The following is a 16,549-nucleotide window of genomic DNA, read 5'->3' on the forward strand; positions in this document are numbered from 1 at the left end:
ATTCATTTTTTCTTTCCATCTAAAAACTCCTGAATATATTGAACCATTTGCCTGGCTCTGGCTTCATTCGTATGGTTTTCATGGATAAACCTATATCCATTATCAGCTATGAGCTGCCGTTCTTTTTCATGGTCCCGATAATATTGCGCTTTTTCCTGGAAGTTTGAAAGATCGCATGCCACGAAATGATGGCCATCTTTAAAACCTAGATCCAGTATATCCTGTACCGGCTCGGCAAGCAGCAGGGTCCTGCATGCCAGGGCTTCAAAATATTTCAGAACAGGGTATTTATACTGCCCCCCGCAAGTGAAGAAAATTTTAGACCGGTTTAATTCACGGGCATACTTTTCATTCAGGATCGCAGCTTCAGGGGCATCATGCCCTGGATGAGCGTGATGGACAAAACCATCAATCCCCTTCATCATCTTTAAAACTTCCTCCCTGAAAGGGTATCTCCCTTTTGGGGTATTTGTGTTGTTCTGTCCGTCGGGGTCATACACCTGGCCCATCAGTAAGTAATCGATGTCTTTTTCAAGCTGCCAATCTTTAAAAATAGTTGGATTAATAGAAAACGGCCACCACCTGAACTTCTCCTGATATTCGGGGAATGTTTTCAAAAAGGGTGACTTTGTGAGGGAAAAAATCATATCCATATTGGTATCTTCAAAATATTGTCTTCTTACATAGGGAAAGTAATGGATGTCGATTACAATTGACCCTTTAGGGATGTCGATTTGCCCCAGGCCGCTGATGATCGGTGAAAAGGCATATCCCCACGCCACATCATACTGAAGAATGAAATCCGGTTTAAAATCGATTCTTCGCAAGATATCTTTTATGTTTCCGTCTTTATGCCAGTACCTGACCTCAGCATGGCTCTCCAGGGCAGCAATCGTTTCATACTTTGGCTTATGCTTCGGAAACTTAATCCAGAACGGCTTGACCAGCAGTAAAATTTTCAATTTCTCCTTCAATGGATTCCACTCCTTCGTGTTCTGTAAAACCCGGGTATCTGAATAGAAGAACCCCCTGGATCTGGGGGTCTATTTATACTTATTGACATGTTTATCAATGACATTAAGCCCTCTTAAAGTGCCGATTGCTTTGAGGTTCTGAACAGGAGAATGATAATCTGGACTCCGTTCCAATGCTTTAAGGAAATGTGGGTACGCCTCGTTATATTTCTTTAAAAGCATCAAGGCTTCACCCAAATAATTTTCCTCCAGATGGGTCCTGTTCTCGAGCTTGGTGAAGTGCTTAACCGCACGCGGATAGTCTTTTTCAATCAATCCCTTCATTCCTTCAAAAAAAATACGGTCACGGTCACTCTTGATTAATGGGATGGCCTCATTAAAGAGGATAAATGCTTCATTCATCATCCATCTCCGGGATAATGCGAGCCCGGCAATTAATTTAGCAGCAAAAAGATTGTGACCTGTACCATCAGGACCCCCATTTGCTTCGTGAATATTCTTCAGGTCATCATCGGAAAGATTCAATTTCACATGCCGAGCCAGTACAGCCGGGTTTTTCTGGTTCGTCACATTTGTCTGATGCCTTCTGTAAAGATACAAAGGCTCCGGGATATGATAGGACAGGCAGTCACTCTGTAAAGCCTTCAAAATAAAATCCGTATCGGACCCAACTTTAATAGTAGGATCATATTTTACTTCGCTTTTGAGCACATCTCTTTTAAAAATCATCGTTGGGTTATTGAATGGAGTTCCTACATTCAGGAAAAAAGAATACAGGTCTTCAGACAGCACATTTCCCGATTGCCAATAGCCCATCGGTGAGCCCCCAGCAGTAATCAGGAGCATATCAGAATGCACAACTCCAATCCCGCTGTGCTGAAGGATCTTGAGCATCCGCTCAAAACGGTTTATAAGGGAGATATCGTCGGCCCCATGGAAGGTAATATAGTCTCCTTTGGCCTCTGATAATCCCTTGTTAAAAGCCTCCGCCACTCCCTTGTTCTCTTGTTTACAATATTTCATTCTTTCATCAGTAAAGGTCAGCACTACCTCTTCACTGTTATCTGTTGAACCATCATTTACGATGATAAGCTCCAGATTTTTATGTGTCTGATTCAAGATGCTGCTGATGGTTTCCTTAAGGAAATCCCCCCCCGTTGTACACTGGCAAAATGACGCTAATCATAAAAACACCCCTGTTATGTGATTGAGAAAAGAGATAATCGTCATCCTCATTCGGTCCTGATCACCCTCCGGCCTGATAGATACCAATCGAGCAAATGTCCAAAATCTATTGCCACCTTATCCCTCTTAGCAATCTCCACACAGATGATGTTGGCAGCTACCCCTGCTGAAACGAAGGCAATATCATACTCATATCGATCGGCTTCTTCTAACACTTTTTCAATCGAATCAAATCCCGGAACCTTTATAGTGCCTGCAATGGATTTATATCCCTTTTTAATGAAAAATTCTTCTCCATCAGCCGAACGATTTCCAATCAGCAGGACTCGATAATTCTCTAACACATGATGATAAAAAGCAGTTTCCTGGTTGAGCTGATAATTGATCAGCGAAGTGGCCAATTTCATAGACTGCAATGGCAGCCTATATTCCTTAGCGACTTGATTAAACATCCTCTGATAGACTGGATATCTCGCTTCTGGTATGCCAACAATATCAGCCTCTAGCAAATTCTTAGCCAATAAATCTCTTTTTTCATGGTTCGGGACCTTAAATCCGCCCATACCCTTAAGCCTTCTGTTTTGATTAATTTCTTTTGACGCAACCAGGATATCGTGTGATAAAGCCAATATTTCGCCATCACCAATCCTTATTACACTGAACCCCTTCTTTTCCCGCAAAGCCTCTAACAGCTGCACTTCTACTTCGCTTGCTGTTTGCAGGCAGATTATATCCTTCGAAAGGTCCTTCATGCCTTCCTCGATGATATCTTCAAGATTATAAGGAAGATATTGATTTTTTAATAGTTTGCTTTTAACAATTGCCTCTCCGCCTCTGTAAATAGCCTCCGAGGCCATTGACTCCTTATCCCAGGGACCCGGATAGCCAAGCCTGAACAACTTTTCCCATTGTTCCGGCGAAAATGAATAGGTCAATTGAAAAACTCCTTTTTACCTTCAAATTTCTTTCAGTCATTTTAGGTATATTCAAATATACGAAAGAAGTGTTTGTTTACTTTTCCAACAGGGTTTCAGGTTGGTTTTTCGGCTGAATTTTCACGATTCACTTGATAGAAAAATTCAGGAAGTGACGTGGCATCACCCAAAAGCTTAACTGTTTCAATTGAACTGGCTTTTTCCTTCGCATTTTCATCAAGATGTGATTTCAGCCAATAAAAATCAGCATGATCAGGGAATTGTTTGATATACTCCTTTAATCTCTTCTTTGCCTGCTGTTTTCTTTGCAGTCTCAAAAGACTCAGAATGACCCAGCGGCCTATTGCGGCTTTTTCCTTTTCAATTTCTTCCCGATCATACAGAAATTGAAATTCAGCCAGGGCATTTTCATATTCTTCAACTAAAAATGACCTGTACCCAGGAAAATTAAACAGCTGAAGCTTGTTAAACGGCAATAATGGGGTGAAGCAATGCTCCGTTTTTCCCTCATCCCCGTGTTTGCGACAAGCAACAACTTCCCACCTGGCTATTGCCGGCGCTTTTTCAACAGCGTACACCACAGGAACTTTCACAATATCCGCGCTGGTCACCCGTAAAAAGTTTTTCAGTTTCGCTAAATCTTCCTTTGCCAGAAAATGCTCTGCTTTTACAGCTATTTCCCACTCGGAAAGCCGATTCTGTCCCTTTACTTTATGCGAAGCCACTTTTTTATAAAAAAACAGCAGTTCCTCGATTATTGTATACCATTTATATTTTTCAACTGTTATGAGACCATTGGCCGTTAATCTTTTTTGTATTTCTTCACTTGATAATACACAGGCCATTTTCTCTGCCATATCAACAGGATCTTTCATTTGGCATATAACAGCATTCTCCTGATCGACTGCATACTCAAGTACCCCAATATTATTAGTCGTAACAACAGGGCATCCGCAGGCCATAGCCTCTAAAGCCGGAAGGGAAAAGCTTTCGTAGGTTGACCCACAAATATACAAAGAAGCCCCTCTGTATAAGCTGCTGATTTTTTGCTGAGTGGGACCGACAAAAACCTTGGCCACCCTCTTTTTCATTGCTTCAGAAGGCTGTTCAGGAGTTATCCAATATAAATCTATATCAAATTCACTTTTCACTTTTTCATAAGCTGATATGATATCAGCGATTCCCTTGAATTTGGCTGACTCTGCGCCTACCATTAGCAGATAAGGCCTTTCTCCCCTTTCTTTTCCTCCATTCATCGTAAAAATATCTTCATCTACCGCATTGGGAATAACCTTTGCCTCCCTGCCATAAATACTGACAATCTGCTTTGATGCCTGATTGGAAACAGTGAAAATAAAAGGAGGAATTTCCAGTTGTCTCTGAATGAAATTCTTCAAAGTACCGTTCATTGAGTCATAATCAAACAAATGAAAATCACCCTGTTCAAAATAAACAACAGGTGCAATCCCCGTTTCAATGCACGCCTGAATATGATCCCAATAAGTCGCGACAATCACATCGCAATTTGGAATCCCTTTTGCCAGGTCAAGGTCAAAGGGAACCTGGATATATTCTGTTTCAATCGGAAACCAGGACGGCTTCTGAAAATGAGATACCAGCGATACCCTCGCACCTGCTTTTTTCAGCCTGTTTGCATGCTCAAATATGACTTTGACTCCGCCAGAAATACCGACATGGGTCATAGCGTAAACAATATGCAGTTGATCATCTTCTTTTCTTCTTATACGCGTCAGCAGTTGTTTTTCAGCATCCGGAAGACGTGCCAGACGTCTATTGAATTCGTTTGTTCTTAGCGTTTGAATCATATCTTCACCTTCTAACAATGTTTCATATTGATACATTATGTATCAATATATTTAAGAACCAATCAATTGTTGAATTTGTAAAAGAATGAAAAAGGCTGTTCCTAAGAGATTCACTCTTAGGACAGCCTCATCTCGTTATGGTGTTAAGGGACAATCAGGTTTGGATTTATATCTGACAGAGCTGCTATGTGGCAAGTTGAGAGTACCCTGACATCATTTCCACTTCGGATCTTCACTAATCCTTCTTGAATTTCTAGAATGGTGAAATTCTGTAAGTTACCAAAGTCGCCAGAACCCTCGGTTAAGAAGTCTGCAGTCGCTGGCCTATCCTTGATCAATTGCAGAATTTCCCGTGTTGCTTGTTCACAGCACTCACAGAAGCCACCTTCTTCATCTTCAGATGATGGTAGTGGTGTTGTTAATAATGCAGAAGTAGCGCTTCCTCCTAGCCCGACAATCTTACAAATCGGTATTGCTGCATCCCCATTATTGATAATCACATAATCACCAACAACCCTATTTATGGTTGCATTAGTGAACCCACCCTGGGCGCTTTGTATCGTCGTTGCAATACTAATGTTCGTGGCGCCTTCTAATGATTCCAGGTATTCTTTCATTCGCTCAACACAGCAATCACATTCAGTTGCAGGCATTGGCCCCGTTGGTCCGGTTACTCCGGTCGGTCCTGTTGGTCCTGTCGGTCCGGTCGGCCCTGTTGGTCCTGTTGGTCCTGTTGGTCCTGTTGGTCCAGTCGGTCCCGTTGGTCCAGTCGGTCCAGTTGGCCCTGTTGGTCCTGTTGGTCCGGTCGGTCCAGTTGGCCCCGTTGGTCCTGTTGGTCCGGTCGGCCCTGTTGGTCCCGTCGGCCCTGTTGGCCCTGTTGGTCCTGTTGGTCCTGTTGGTCCTGTCGGTCCTGTCGGTCCTGTCGGTCCCGTCGGTCCTGTTGGCCCTGTTGGTCCTGTTGGTCCTGTTGGTCCTGTCGGCCCGGTTGGCCCTGTTGGTCCTGTTGGTCCGGTCGGTCCAGTTGGTCCCGTTGGTCCTGTTGGTCCGGTCGGCCCTGTTGGTCCTGTTGGTCCTGTTGGTCCTGTCGGTCCCGTCGGCCCGGTTGGTCCCGTCGGTCCTGTTGGTCCAGTCGGTCCAGTCGGTCCAGTCGGTCCCGTTGGCCCCGTTGGTCCCGTTGGTCCTGTTGGTCCTGTTGGTCCTGTTGGTCCTGTTGGTCCCGTTGGCCCCGTTGGTCCCGTCGGTCCGGTTGGCCCTGTTGGTCCCGTCGGTCCTGTTGGTCCAGTAGGTCCGGTTGGCCCTGTTGGTCCCGTCGGTCCTGTTGGTCCAGTAGGTCCGGTCGGTCCTGTTGGTCCTGTTGGTCCCGTTGGCCCGGTTGGCCCAGTCGGTCCCGTTGGCCCCGTTGGTCCCGTTGGCCCCGTTGGTCCCGTTGGTCCTGTTGGTCCTGTTGGTCCCGTCGGTCCGGTTGCTCCGGTTGCACCTGTTTCTCCAGTCGGTCCTGTTGGTCCTGTTGGTCCCGTTGGCCCGGTTGGCCCCGTCGCACCTCCGCCAATTGGGACTTGTTGTTTCTGAAGCAGTTTGATTGTAAACCTGACGATCATCTTTTCAACGATGTTCCTAAAGGTTCCTTCGAATATTGCTCCCTCTTGTAACGGTACCCTGTCTGTAGCTTCATCCCATTCTATAATACGGCTGGACACCAAGTCACAGTATGGAAGTTCATTATAGTGCTGAGTACTATCTTGGTGAAATTGTGAAAGGTCGCTCGTTAGCAGTTCATCTTTTTCAGGAAACCCTTCCGGTAATGGTTTCTTAATCAAAAAATCAAATTCACTGCGCTGGTTGAATTGGACGTTTACTGGACGAGTAATGAACTCCCTAATTGGAGTTGAACACTCAAAAGGAACTTTCACGGTAAGTGATCGGATATTTGAATCAATAGACTTCCGCTTCCATCCCGTTGGTGCTGCAGCGTATCTAATATTTTTTTCCACATATCCTTTTATGAATAGCTGATTCGTTGGCACCAGAAGACGACATTGAACAAGGACTACTCGTTTTTTGATATCCTTGATTTCCAAGACATCCTCCGGAAAGGTAATATCAGCTGTAACCGAGGTACTAACTTCAATCTCAGCTAAGACTACAGGTACCTTGCTTATCCTGGCATCAAAATTTACGTCTGGTTCTACGTTTCTGTTTGAGCAGCTGTTGATATTTGCTGAAAAATCCTTCTTGTGATTCTCTTTATCTCCCAATAATCTCACTCCTTTATTTTTTATTGAGAACACAATATATTATGGGAATTTATTCATAGGGGATTGGACTATTTATGCAAAAACAGGAAGCGTTGGGGAAATTCCACTTATGCCTTAGTTGGAATCTTTAAGGGAGGAAAAGTTTTATAAACAATCTTCAAATAAATTTATTTAGAAATATCGTTATTTCACATAACATGAAAAAACGTAAAAAATAACCCGTTCCTTTTTTCCTTGGGATATAAATGATATCTTTATTCACATTACAGTTTTATAAATTTTTTAAAAAGTAAAAAAGGCAACTCCCACACTGGGTCAGTTGCCTTTTTTGTATAATGTTTTGCTACATATTTCACCTGTGCTGATATAATATGACAATACATGGAATGCAAATGAAGTTTACATGCTCTAGAATGGCCATTCTTGTTTGTATGGTGTCGGCTGCTATTGACGAAGATCAATCCACCAACGATCTTTCGCATTCATATTTTCAGTACTGCCAACTCCACTATAATGGAAAGCATCAAGGAAGATTGAATCCAGTTTATCCTCATCAACAAAATACCCTAAATTTATCTTCTTCGTTTGGCCTGGTTGGATAATGCCAATATTGTAAAAGCTTTTTCCTCTTCCGTGAGGTTCCAAATAATCAACTTCGCCCGTCATAATACTTTCTTCGTTAATTCCAGTTTTTCCATCATAGTTCCATGCATTGTTTTCAGATCGAAGTATTCGTAAAGACGGGTGCATGTAGATTTCTTCGGTTGCCTGTTTACCGGTATTTTTCACTGTTGTGGTCAAGTAAACAAATTTAGGGTTAACTAATTTTGACTCTATTATTTCGTCAATTGAATCTTTACCATCTCCAACTTTATAAACATCCCGCTTGTAAGGCAAGAATGTCTTAGTTTCATCAATAGCCTTATTCTTACTCAGAACTTGTAGTCCTACCTCATTAAAGTTACCTTGTTTTAAATCCTTAATTGAATCAAAGACTTCAACTTTTTCTATAACATATTCAATCCTGTCTTTCTTGCTTGTGGAACCAGTAACTATCTGTTCTATTGTTACCGGAACCTTTTGTCCTACACGAAACAGTTGCTTGCTGTCCTTTTTCAAAGGAATTACCCTAGGTTCGGTTGAATCCTCCAATTTGTTTAAATGCGAACTATCATAATCTGCTATATATGATGCCAATTCTTTTGAAGTTGTCTCAAGAGAAATATTCTCAATGACCTTCACCATCTGTTCTTCGCTTACATCTTTTCCTATATAACTTTCTAACATGATTCCCTCTTTCTTAAATAAGAGAAATACCTGCCTGTTAAAGGCTAAATTGTCGTTTCCAGTGTCCTTATTAACAATCAAAATTTTCCTGCCATTGATCTCTTTTTCTTCGTAGTTGTTTGAGTACAAAGTTTGAAAATCTGACTTTTCTCCCAACCTCCAAAGGATGAATGAAAACCCACCTTTGGCATAGTTATCTTTAAAAGAGTATTTCATTGCAGTCTCATCGATTGCCTCCATATTTTCCGGCAAATAATTGAGTTTTAATTTGTACCAATTGTTATTCTTTGAGGCATTATTTGTTACTGATACATTTACTTCATAATTTTGTTTTTGCACAATCATATCATAGACTTTAACTGCCCCAAATGCGGTAGTTGGAATGCCAATCAATAAGCAGGCTACAGTGATTAAAATACGATTCCTTTTGCGCCTGGCCAGCGGCTGTTCACCTTTCATCTTGATTCCCTGCATAAACAACCTTTTCCTGCGCAGGTATGTATGTGAAAATTCATGATGTTCTTCCAGTTGTTTTTCAAAATCGTCCATAGCAATTTTTTCAGCTACTTCATCCATTCTTTTTAAGTTTTTTGAATTCATCACTCTGTCTACCTCCTAAAATAGTCAGTATACTTTTTCGAGCCCGTTCAAATTGCTTGCGGACATTCGCTTCAGTGATTCCTATTAACTCGGAAATTTCATGATAACTCAGGTCATAGAAGACTTTGTATTTAAAAACAAGTTTGTAAGGATTCTTTAAAGTTGTTAACAACGTATCAATTTGGGCTTCAGAGATTACACCCTGTTCCCAATCTTTAATATTCTCATTTGCTGCTTCTGTCGTCTCTTTTTGATATTCATCCAAGATTATTCCAAGCCGTTTGTTTTTCCTATAGCTATCAATTGCCTTGTTTTTTGCAATTCTCAATATGTAACGTTTAAGCTCTAGCTTGTTCAAACAGTGGACTTTATCTATATGCTGATAGAGAGTAATAAACGTTTCTTGAACGGTGTCTTCCGCCTGCTGAATATTATTCAAAACCGAATATGCCAAATAATAAATTTTCTGTTCATAGAGGTCGTATAACTCTTCCATCTTTTCATAATCCTTATTGGGATCATTCATGTTACTGCTCCCTCCTTTCACTCTTTATAACGAATGCACCTAAGCTTTTGTGACACTCTAAAATAAGAAAAGAAAAAAACATTGGTTCTTCCCTCCAACCCAGGGGCAGAAGTATCAGATCAAATAGCGGAATTTCTTGCTGCTGAAAGAGCCTTATCCCACCAAAGGATAAGGCTCTTCTATTATTCCAGACTATTTTCGCCACCGCTTACAATGAAGGTAGATGGTATATGTGCACGTATATACGATGACAAATCACTTTAGGCTCCCTTTGGATATAGGTCGGGGATGGCTTTTGTTTTATTTTATATTCGCTTCATAATGCTCTTCATTAAGTCTAACTGCTTCAAGCCCTTTTACGTTTTCAATCAATTTCATGGCCAGGCTTTCAATTCCAAAAAGTTCTGTAAAAGTATGACTTCCAATGATAAGATTGATCCCTTTAAACTGAGCATATTGAATCGTATACAAGTTACACTCACCTGTAATGTAGACATCGCACTTATTTTCAACTGCTTCTTTAAGACAAGCTGTTGGCGCTCCGTTACCACAGACTAAGCCTACTCGCTTTACCTTATTGTCATTAAAGCGCCAGTATTTAACTGGCTCTTCAAGCAGATTCTCTATATTTTCCACTAAATCATTTAATTCGATTTCTTCTGCGTACTCTGCGACTCTGCCAAAGAATAACCCTTCCCATTCGTGGGTTCTTTTAACAATTTCTAAATTCAATTTTTCTAATAAACTATCATTTGTTCCAAATTTACAGTCATCAAGCGGCAAGTGATTATAGTAGTGACTGATACCATATTCCGCTAGTTTTTCGATGCATGCCACTTTTAATCCATATATTTCATCCCAGGCATCGTGGTGTGTCACCATCATATCAACACCATGAAGTCTTGCTTCCTCTATGGTTTCAAGGGTGAGGTTCACACAGTAGCCTACCTTTTCAACTTTTTTATCTGCATGGTATGTAAGCCCGGATTCCATTGAATAAATTTCATTATTTGTTATATTGAACAGGGCATTAATTCTTTCAGCAACATTTGCAGCATCCATTTACTTTTCCTCCTCAATTCCATCATATTTTTTCTTCATTTTTTATTAATACCTTGGTTGTAATCTAAGATGGATAAGTTGAAGCAACTGATGAATAAGAAATACCAACTAACAAACCTGGCGTATTTCCAATACATACAGCCAACTACGCTGAATTTAACAGCAATAGTCATAAGGATGCAGCGGAGGAGAAGCCCGGTAAATCCATTTTGGATTATGGGCAGGATCCTTCCAATGCCATGCACCTAACGCAGCTGCACATGCATCGATGGAATGGCTTTCTCTTTCGATTTCAATAGGTAATTGAGCAAGTCCCTGCTCCATAAGCCAATTTCGGATATAACTTCTAGCTGATTGTTCTTGTTTGTAAGCCAACACAAATTCAATATTTTGTTTGGACAGTCTTGATCCAATTACGGCCCCTGGATGGACTTCTACTAAAGAAATGGGATTCGCAGTATTTAAATTCTCTATTTCTCTACTAAGCTTTATTCCTCTTAAAGTTAAATACACCATTCTATTAAAGGTTGGCGGCATGATGGACCCTGATCTCATCCCTAAATTCACAATAAACTTTCTTAGTTCCCGGTCACTTTTTCTATCTCCGCCACCGTCTTCATAGGATAATGGTGCATCAATTCCGATTGTTACCTCATCTAATTGACTTTGCTCAAAAATCTCGTTCAATATGTCCTGATCACTCATATTATTTGCCCACTTAACCAATTGCAGGTGGTTTCCCTTTTGGTTAAAAATAGTGAGGACTGTATCCTTATGATTTCTTGGACCTGATAAGTCAATTCCGATTACTCTCATACAAAACCCTCACTTTCGTCATTACAACTGCTAGCATAATCTTAAAAGTTCTTCAAAGCTTTTAACTTTCATATCATATTCACTTACTTGGCCAAATCCGTATTCAGCATATATAAAGGGAATGTTAGCAAATCTGGCTGCATCTAAATCACCTTGAGTGTCGCCCACATAAACTGGATTTGATAAGTTGTTTCTCTCAATAATTAATTTAATATTTTCACCTTTTGACAAACCAGTTCTGCCTGGGTTTTCAAAGTCCAAAAAATACTGATCAAGCCTATGATACTTATAAAACGCTTCTATGTAACCATCCTGGCAGTTACTGACGATGAATAGTTTGTATTTTCGAGAAAGCTCTTTTAAGACATTCTCTACATTGTCAAAAAGAACCCCTCCGCTTTTTTCTATGACAGAATGTTCTACTTCGCAACAATCTTTTATTATTTCTTGACGCTCATTATCATTAAGGGTAGGGAAGAACTTCCTGGTTATTTCATTCATCTGTAAACCCATCGTACCTTCAAAGTCTTTCCGGGTTAATTCACTATTTAAGTGATTACTTTTTCTTATAACGCTGTTCCAGGCACTAAGGACCGTATCTATTGGATCCCAAATAGTTCCATCCAGATCAAAAATAATGCTATCCAATTCAGATCACTCCCATTTATGTTAACCCTCTCCTTCAAGGGCTTCCAAAGACTCATACCAATATATCACACCAAAAGATGGAAATAAAACATACTGCTAAAAGAGCCTTATCCTCCAAGGGATAAGACTCTCTAATTTCGAAACAGCTTCACAGTAAGTTGATTGTATATGCCAATACAAAAGGTGCTTGGTGAGTTTACACCTTCATCAAAATAGCACCCTTGCCTTCAGCTAATGGTTTGTATATCCTAACTCCCATAGCGGACTCTTACCGCCAAGTTAATGAACCTGCCTGGCATACAAAAAACGACGGGAGCATTTCCCGTCGTGAGTAACAAGAGATTAAAAGTAAAAGATAAATAGATTCAAAACTTTCTAGCTAGGAGCTCAAATCGCCTTGAATTAAGATATTCAGCACAGGCGCTTTTAAGTAATGGGTTTAGCTAAGATTTTATTTTTACTCAAAGTCCTTGGGAGCCAAGTAGTTCTTAGGCAGTTCCATGCTATGCTGCTCCATGACCTTACGAAGCATGTCCGGGTAGTCGGTGATGATCCCGTCAACGCCGTCATTGATAAGCTTATTCATCGTCGGCTCGTCGTCTACTGTCCACGGTATAACCTTCATACCGTAATTATGCGCTTCCTGCACCATACTCTTAGTTACATAGGGTTCATAGTTCTCATCTGTGACTTTGCCATTCTGCGGAAAACCGTGTACAGGGGAGATGGCATCTGCACCGAATGAGTGGGCAGCGGCAACAAGGTCGCCACTAAAGTCGTCAATATCAATTCCACCCAACCAAGGAGAGGCACCAGGCTGTCCAGGCTGGAGGAACTGCGGACCGTTAGTCAAAGCGACGATAGGCAGGCGAGGCTCAACCTCACGCATTCGCATAAGTGCGCCCCAGTCAAAGCTTTGAATTGACACCCGGTTAATCATCCCTGCCTCGCGAACCTCCCGGGCAACAATCTGTACGAATTCTTCACGTGGAGCAGTCTCCTCAGGTGCCCCGGCCTCCACTTTCGTCTCGATGTTCATCCACACTTTGTTTGCGTGGTAGAACTTGACAAGATCAAACACCTCGCTAAGCAGGGGCATCTTTGCTCCAGGACTCAGCTCCTGCCCCGGGAATTGCTGCAGTTTAAGAGAGCCACAGTCCAATGTACGCACCTGGTCAAGGGTAAGGTCCTTTATGTATTTTCCTACGTAAGGATATTCAGGATCTCCTTCGAAGGCCGGTCCTGTGTCCTGGCACTTGGCACCTGATATCTTACGGTCGTGCGTGACAACAGCTTGATGATCCTCGGTGATCTGCACGTCGAGCTCAAGGGTACTCACACCGACTTCAAGTGCTTTGGAAAACGAGGCAATCGTTGACTCAACAGTTAGTCCAATTCCTCCGCGGTGGGCCTGCAGGTCGAACTCCTTTGGACCAAAGCTCTTTGAGTTATGTGACCAAGTCGGGTTCTCAGCCGCCGAAACAGACTGTGTTGATACCTGGCTGGCAGCTGTACTCACCATCAGAGCAGCCAATGTTGCTAATATGAACTTTTTTTTCTTCATTCTCTCAACTCCCTTAATCTTGTAAAATAAATAACTATTATAAGTTTAGATAGGAGTTGTAAAATTTCATCTAGTATTATGATAATAAACCGTAAATAAAAACCAGTAAAATCCTCATAGGTATTTGGTCAATCAAAGAGGAACATAAAATCTCCCAGCACTGATTACTTCGACTTCTTGCACTATCGAGAATCCTATAAAGCTATCTGTCATTTTACTCAGCAAAAAAGTAAAGATATAAAAGTACGGTTTTTTTTTAAGATTTTCACTGGATTTCTTTAATAAATCAAAATTTGGTAAAGAGATTGTTAATATAGCTTTTTCAAAATTTAAATAGTCTATTATTAGAAAGAATCACACATACTTCTTGCAGGAAAAGGAAAGGGGAATTTTTATGTTAAATGGACAAACAACAAAGAAGAAACTAGGAATAAACCTAAAAGGCCTGGTAACCGCTTCTGCACTTGCGATTTCCCTTGCTGCAGTCAGCCCCACAACTTCAGCGTTCGCAAAAACGGAAGAAAAGCCAAAATTTACATTTGGTATTGTACCGGATATTCAGTACTGTGACTGTACCGATAACGGAACCCGCTTTTACCGCAATTCGATCGACAAGTTAATGGAGGCTTCACAAACATTTAATGAGCAAGATGTAGATTTCACTGTACAAACAGGTGATTTGATTGACCGCAATATATCCAGCTTTTCAACCATTCTTCCATACTTCAACACAATTGAGGGTCCGAAATATCATCTTCTTGGCAATCATGACTTTCCTGTAACAACAGATCAAGTCGTTGATATCCTCGGCATGCCGAATCAATATTATGATTTCAAATACAAGAACTGGCGATTTATCGCACTAGACACCAATGACCTTAGCCTTTACGCAAATTCAGCAGGATCTGAGAAATATCAGCAGGCTGAAAAAATGTATACCGAATTAAAAGAAAAGAATGCCATCAACGCTCAAACCTGGAACGGCGGGGTAAGCGAAGAACAGCTAAAATGGCTTCACGATGTGCTTGAAAAGGCTGCGAAATCACATGAAAAAGTCGTTGTCTTCTCCCATATGCCTGTTTACCCTGAAAATGAGCATAATGTGTGGAATTCCGAAGCAGTAATGGCAGAACTCGAGGCAGCCGGCAATGTTGTTGCATTCTTTAATGGACATAACCATGCGGGAAATTATGAATATAAAAATGGAATTCATTATTTAAACCTTAAGGGAATGGTAGAAACCGCTGATACAAATGCATATTCCATATTAAAGGTTTATAAAGACCGTCTGGAAGTAGATGGTTTTGGACGTGAAACTGATCGCACTCTAACAATCCGATAAGACAGTAAACCTTTTTATGATTCAACCTTCCCGATTCTTTTTACTTGAGTGGGCATTAACAGTTCTTTCCTTTCCATAAAACACTGCGCTAAAGAAATAGAGATGGTCTTACGTCTCATTCGGGAAGCGAAATATCATTCCAATTAGTAAAGTATCGCTTCTTAAAGAGCCCTATCCGCCAAATGGATAGGGCTCTCTTATTTATGCTAATACAATTTCTACCACAGCTTCACAGTGCACTAAGAGTATATGACAACACAGGATGCTGGTAAGTTACTATCTCGTTTTGTCAAAATCCCCCCTCAACTCCAGGTCATCTCCACTCCCACCTGTCGTCTTTTTGCACCTCCTACATTGCCTTCTAAGCTCTTATTTACCTGTTCTCATATGGCAAGGTATAATAATGCTTATAGGATAATAGATATTTGCATTTCCAACTTTATTACACCCTATTAACAAGGCAGTTATAGCAGCCTGGTTTAGCATTAAGAATGTGAATATATTCTACTTCTTTATTATCAAAAATCCCATCTATATTTTCTCTCAAATTTACCCCTTCTATAACCCTTGCTTCTACAATCATTGAGTCAGTATTGTAGCCGCGTACTGAAAGATACCTATGGTGTAACATATCCGGAATTTCATTTACATCCAGCTTAGCGGTAGTTGCACCTTTTCGTATAAATATAGGCCCACTTGCTTTATAAGGCGAATTAACAGAATGATATTGGTAATTCAGTAAGATTACCTCTTCTCCTACCTCTGCATCCTTCAAACTTACCCTGCAGGGATATCCGGGCTTTTTATTTGCGATCATTTTGACTGCCCCGATACTTTTTAATGCTTCTTCATTCAACAAAAATAGGTTATTAAATTCCTTCTCTTGTAACGCAACGATTTGAAAGTTATTTCTCATATTATCCCTCCCTAGTTTTAAGAAGCATCTCTTGAAATAATTATCTTATAGACTCTTCAATCTATATTCTTTTGGGGTTAAACCAGTTCTTTCTTTAAAAATTTTGTAAAAGTTAGACATGCTTTTAACCCCTGTTTTAAGTGCAACTTCAGTAATTTCTATGTCTGTATGTGTCAAGAGCCTGGTTGCTTCTTCCATTCTTATCTCAATAATATATTCAGATATGGTCATACCATAATAATGTTTAAATAATCTAGCTAGATGATTATTGCTTACACCAAGCTTCTCGGCTATTTTTTTACGATTAAGAGGCTCGTTATAACTGCTAATAATTATTTCTTTTGCCCTTTCTATTAATTCTTTATTAGGTTCATACGTTGTTCCATTAAGATCAGGCCTGCACATTTTGCATGGCCTAAATCCATCTTTCAGTGCATCCTCTATATAATCAAAGAAAATAATGTTCTTTTTCAAAGGTGTCTTGGCCCTACAGGATGGTCTGCAAAAGATTCCAGTTGTTATGACTGCATAATAAAACAATCCATCATATGAATGATTACAGGTACTAACTGCTTTCCATTTTTCTTCGCTTGTAATAGACCTTCACCTCTCT

General features: G+C 40.7%; 13 protein-coding genes and 1 pseudogene. 1 reads left to right on the top strand and 13 read right to left on the bottom strand.

What is annotated here, in order from left to right; all coding sequences use genetic code 11:
* Nucleotides 1-2: 2 nt before the first annotated feature.
* The 11 genes and pseudogenes from M3593_RS19660 to M3593_RS19710 form a co-directional block, all read right to left on the bottom strand.
* Entirely contained in the window at nucleotides 3-974 is a 972-nt protein-coding gene (locus M3593_RS19660; protein WP_251544534.1) for a glycosyltransferase family protein, read from the bottom strand.
* A gap of 69 nt (nucleotides 975-1,043) precedes the next feature.
* Nucleotides 1,044-2,111 (bottom strand): annotated as a pseudogene (locus M3593_RS19665) (glycosyltransferase); the annotation flags it as partial.
* Nucleotides 2,112-2,206: 95 nt separating this feature from the next.
* A complete protein-coding gene (locus M3593_RS19670; RefSeq protein WP_251544532.1) occupies nucleotides 2,207-3,094 on the bottom strand; it encodes a GT-D fold domain-containing protein in 888 nt (295 codons plus the stop codon).
* A gap of 95 nt (nucleotides 3,095-3,189) precedes the next feature.
* Nucleotides 3,190-4,920 carry a glycosyltransferase family 4 protein gene (locus tag M3593_RS19675; RefSeq protein ID WP_251544531.1) on the bottom strand — a complete coding sequence of 577 codons (1,731 nt, stop codon included), beginning with the start codon at nucleotides 4,918-4,920 and terminating at the stop codon, nucleotides 3,190-3,192.
* A gap of 143 nt (nucleotides 4,921-5,063) precedes the next feature.
* Complete coding sequence (locus M3593_RS19680) at nucleotides 5,064-7,175, bottom strand: CsxC family protein (RefSeq protein ID WP_251544530.1); 2,112 nt, start codon at nucleotides 7,173-7,175, stop codon at nucleotides 5,064-5,066.
* Nucleotides 7,176-7,619: 444 nt separating this feature from the next.
* Nucleotides 7,620-9,065 (bottom strand): DUF4367 domain-containing protein, encoded by a 1,446-nt coding sequence (locus tag M3593_RS19685; protein WP_251544529.1) that lies wholly within the window; start codon nucleotides 9,063-9,065, stop codon nucleotides 7,620-7,622.
* Nucleotides 9,031-9,588: an RNA polymerase sigma factor gene (locus M3593_RS19690; RefSeq protein ID WP_144480344.1), complete on the bottom strand. Its 558-nt coding sequence runs from the start codon at nucleotides 9,586-9,588 to the stop codon at nucleotides 9,031-9,033. Before M3593_RS19690 ends, M3593_RS19685 begins: the two co-directional genes overlap by 35 nt.
* Nucleotides 9,589-9,888: 300 nt before the next feature.
* Nucleotides 9,889-10,650: a Nif3-like dinuclear metal center hexameric protein gene (locus M3593_RS19695; RefSeq protein WP_251544528.1), complete on the bottom strand. Its 762-nt coding sequence runs from the start codon at nucleotides 10,648-10,650 to the stop codon at nucleotides 9,889-9,891.
* Nucleotides 10,651-10,806: 156 nt separating this feature from the next.
* The gene (locus M3593_RS19700; RefSeq protein WP_144480348.1) at nucleotides 10,807-11,466 is read right to left on the bottom strand and encodes a DUF429 domain-containing protein; all 660 of its coding nucleotides are present in this window, start codon (nucleotides 11,464-11,466) and stop codon (nucleotides 10,807-10,809) included.
* A 30-nt stretch (nucleotides 11,467-11,496) separates the two neighbouring features.
* On the bottom strand, nucleotides 11,497-12,114 hold the full coding sequence (locus tag M3593_RS19705) for an HAD family hydrolase (protein WP_144480350.1): 618 nt from the start codon (nucleotides 12,112-12,114) through the stop codon (nucleotides 11,497-11,499).
* 457 nt (nucleotides 12,115-12,571) lie between these two features.
* Nucleotides 12,572-13,678: a glycerophosphodiester phosphodiesterase gene (locus M3593_RS19710; RefSeq protein ID WP_251544527.1), complete on the bottom strand. Its 1,107-nt coding sequence runs from the start codon at nucleotides 13,676-13,678 to the stop codon at nucleotides 12,572-12,574.
* 394 nt (nucleotides 13,679-14,072) lie between these two features.
* Here M3593_RS19710 and M3593_RS19715 point away from each other — a divergent pair, with 394 nt between their 5' ends.
* Nucleotides 14,073-15,020, top strand: coding sequence for a metallophosphoesterase (locus tag M3593_RS19715; RefSeq protein WP_251544526.1), 948 nt, complete (start codon nucleotides 14,073-14,075; stop codon nucleotides 15,018-15,020).
* A 442-nt stretch (nucleotides 15,021-15,462) separates the two neighbouring features.
* On the opposite strand, the gene M3593_RS19720 is transcribed toward M3593_RS19715, so the two are convergent.
* Together M3593_RS19720 and M3593_RS19725 are read right to left on the bottom strand one after the other, a co-directional pair.
* Nucleotides 15,463-15,936: a DUF1203 domain-containing protein gene (locus M3593_RS19720; protein WP_251544525.1), complete on the bottom strand. Its 474-nt coding sequence runs from the start codon at nucleotides 15,934-15,936 to the stop codon at nucleotides 15,463-15,465.
* A 45-nt stretch (nucleotides 15,937-15,981) separates the two neighbouring features.
* Nucleotides 15,982-16,533, bottom strand: coding sequence for a bifunctional transcriptional activator/DNA repair enzyme AdaA (locus M3593_RS19725; RefSeq protein ID WP_283905361.1), 552 nt, complete (start codon nucleotides 16,531-16,533; stop codon nucleotides 15,982-15,984).
* Nucleotides 16,534-16,549: the final 16 nt, after the last annotated feature.

It is taken from the genome of Mesobacillus sp. MER 48 (assembly GCF_023714225.1).
In the GTDB taxonomy this organism is placed as follows: Bacteria; Bacillota; Bacilli; order Bacillales; family Cytobacillaceae; genus Mesobacillus; species Mesobacillus oceanisediminis_A.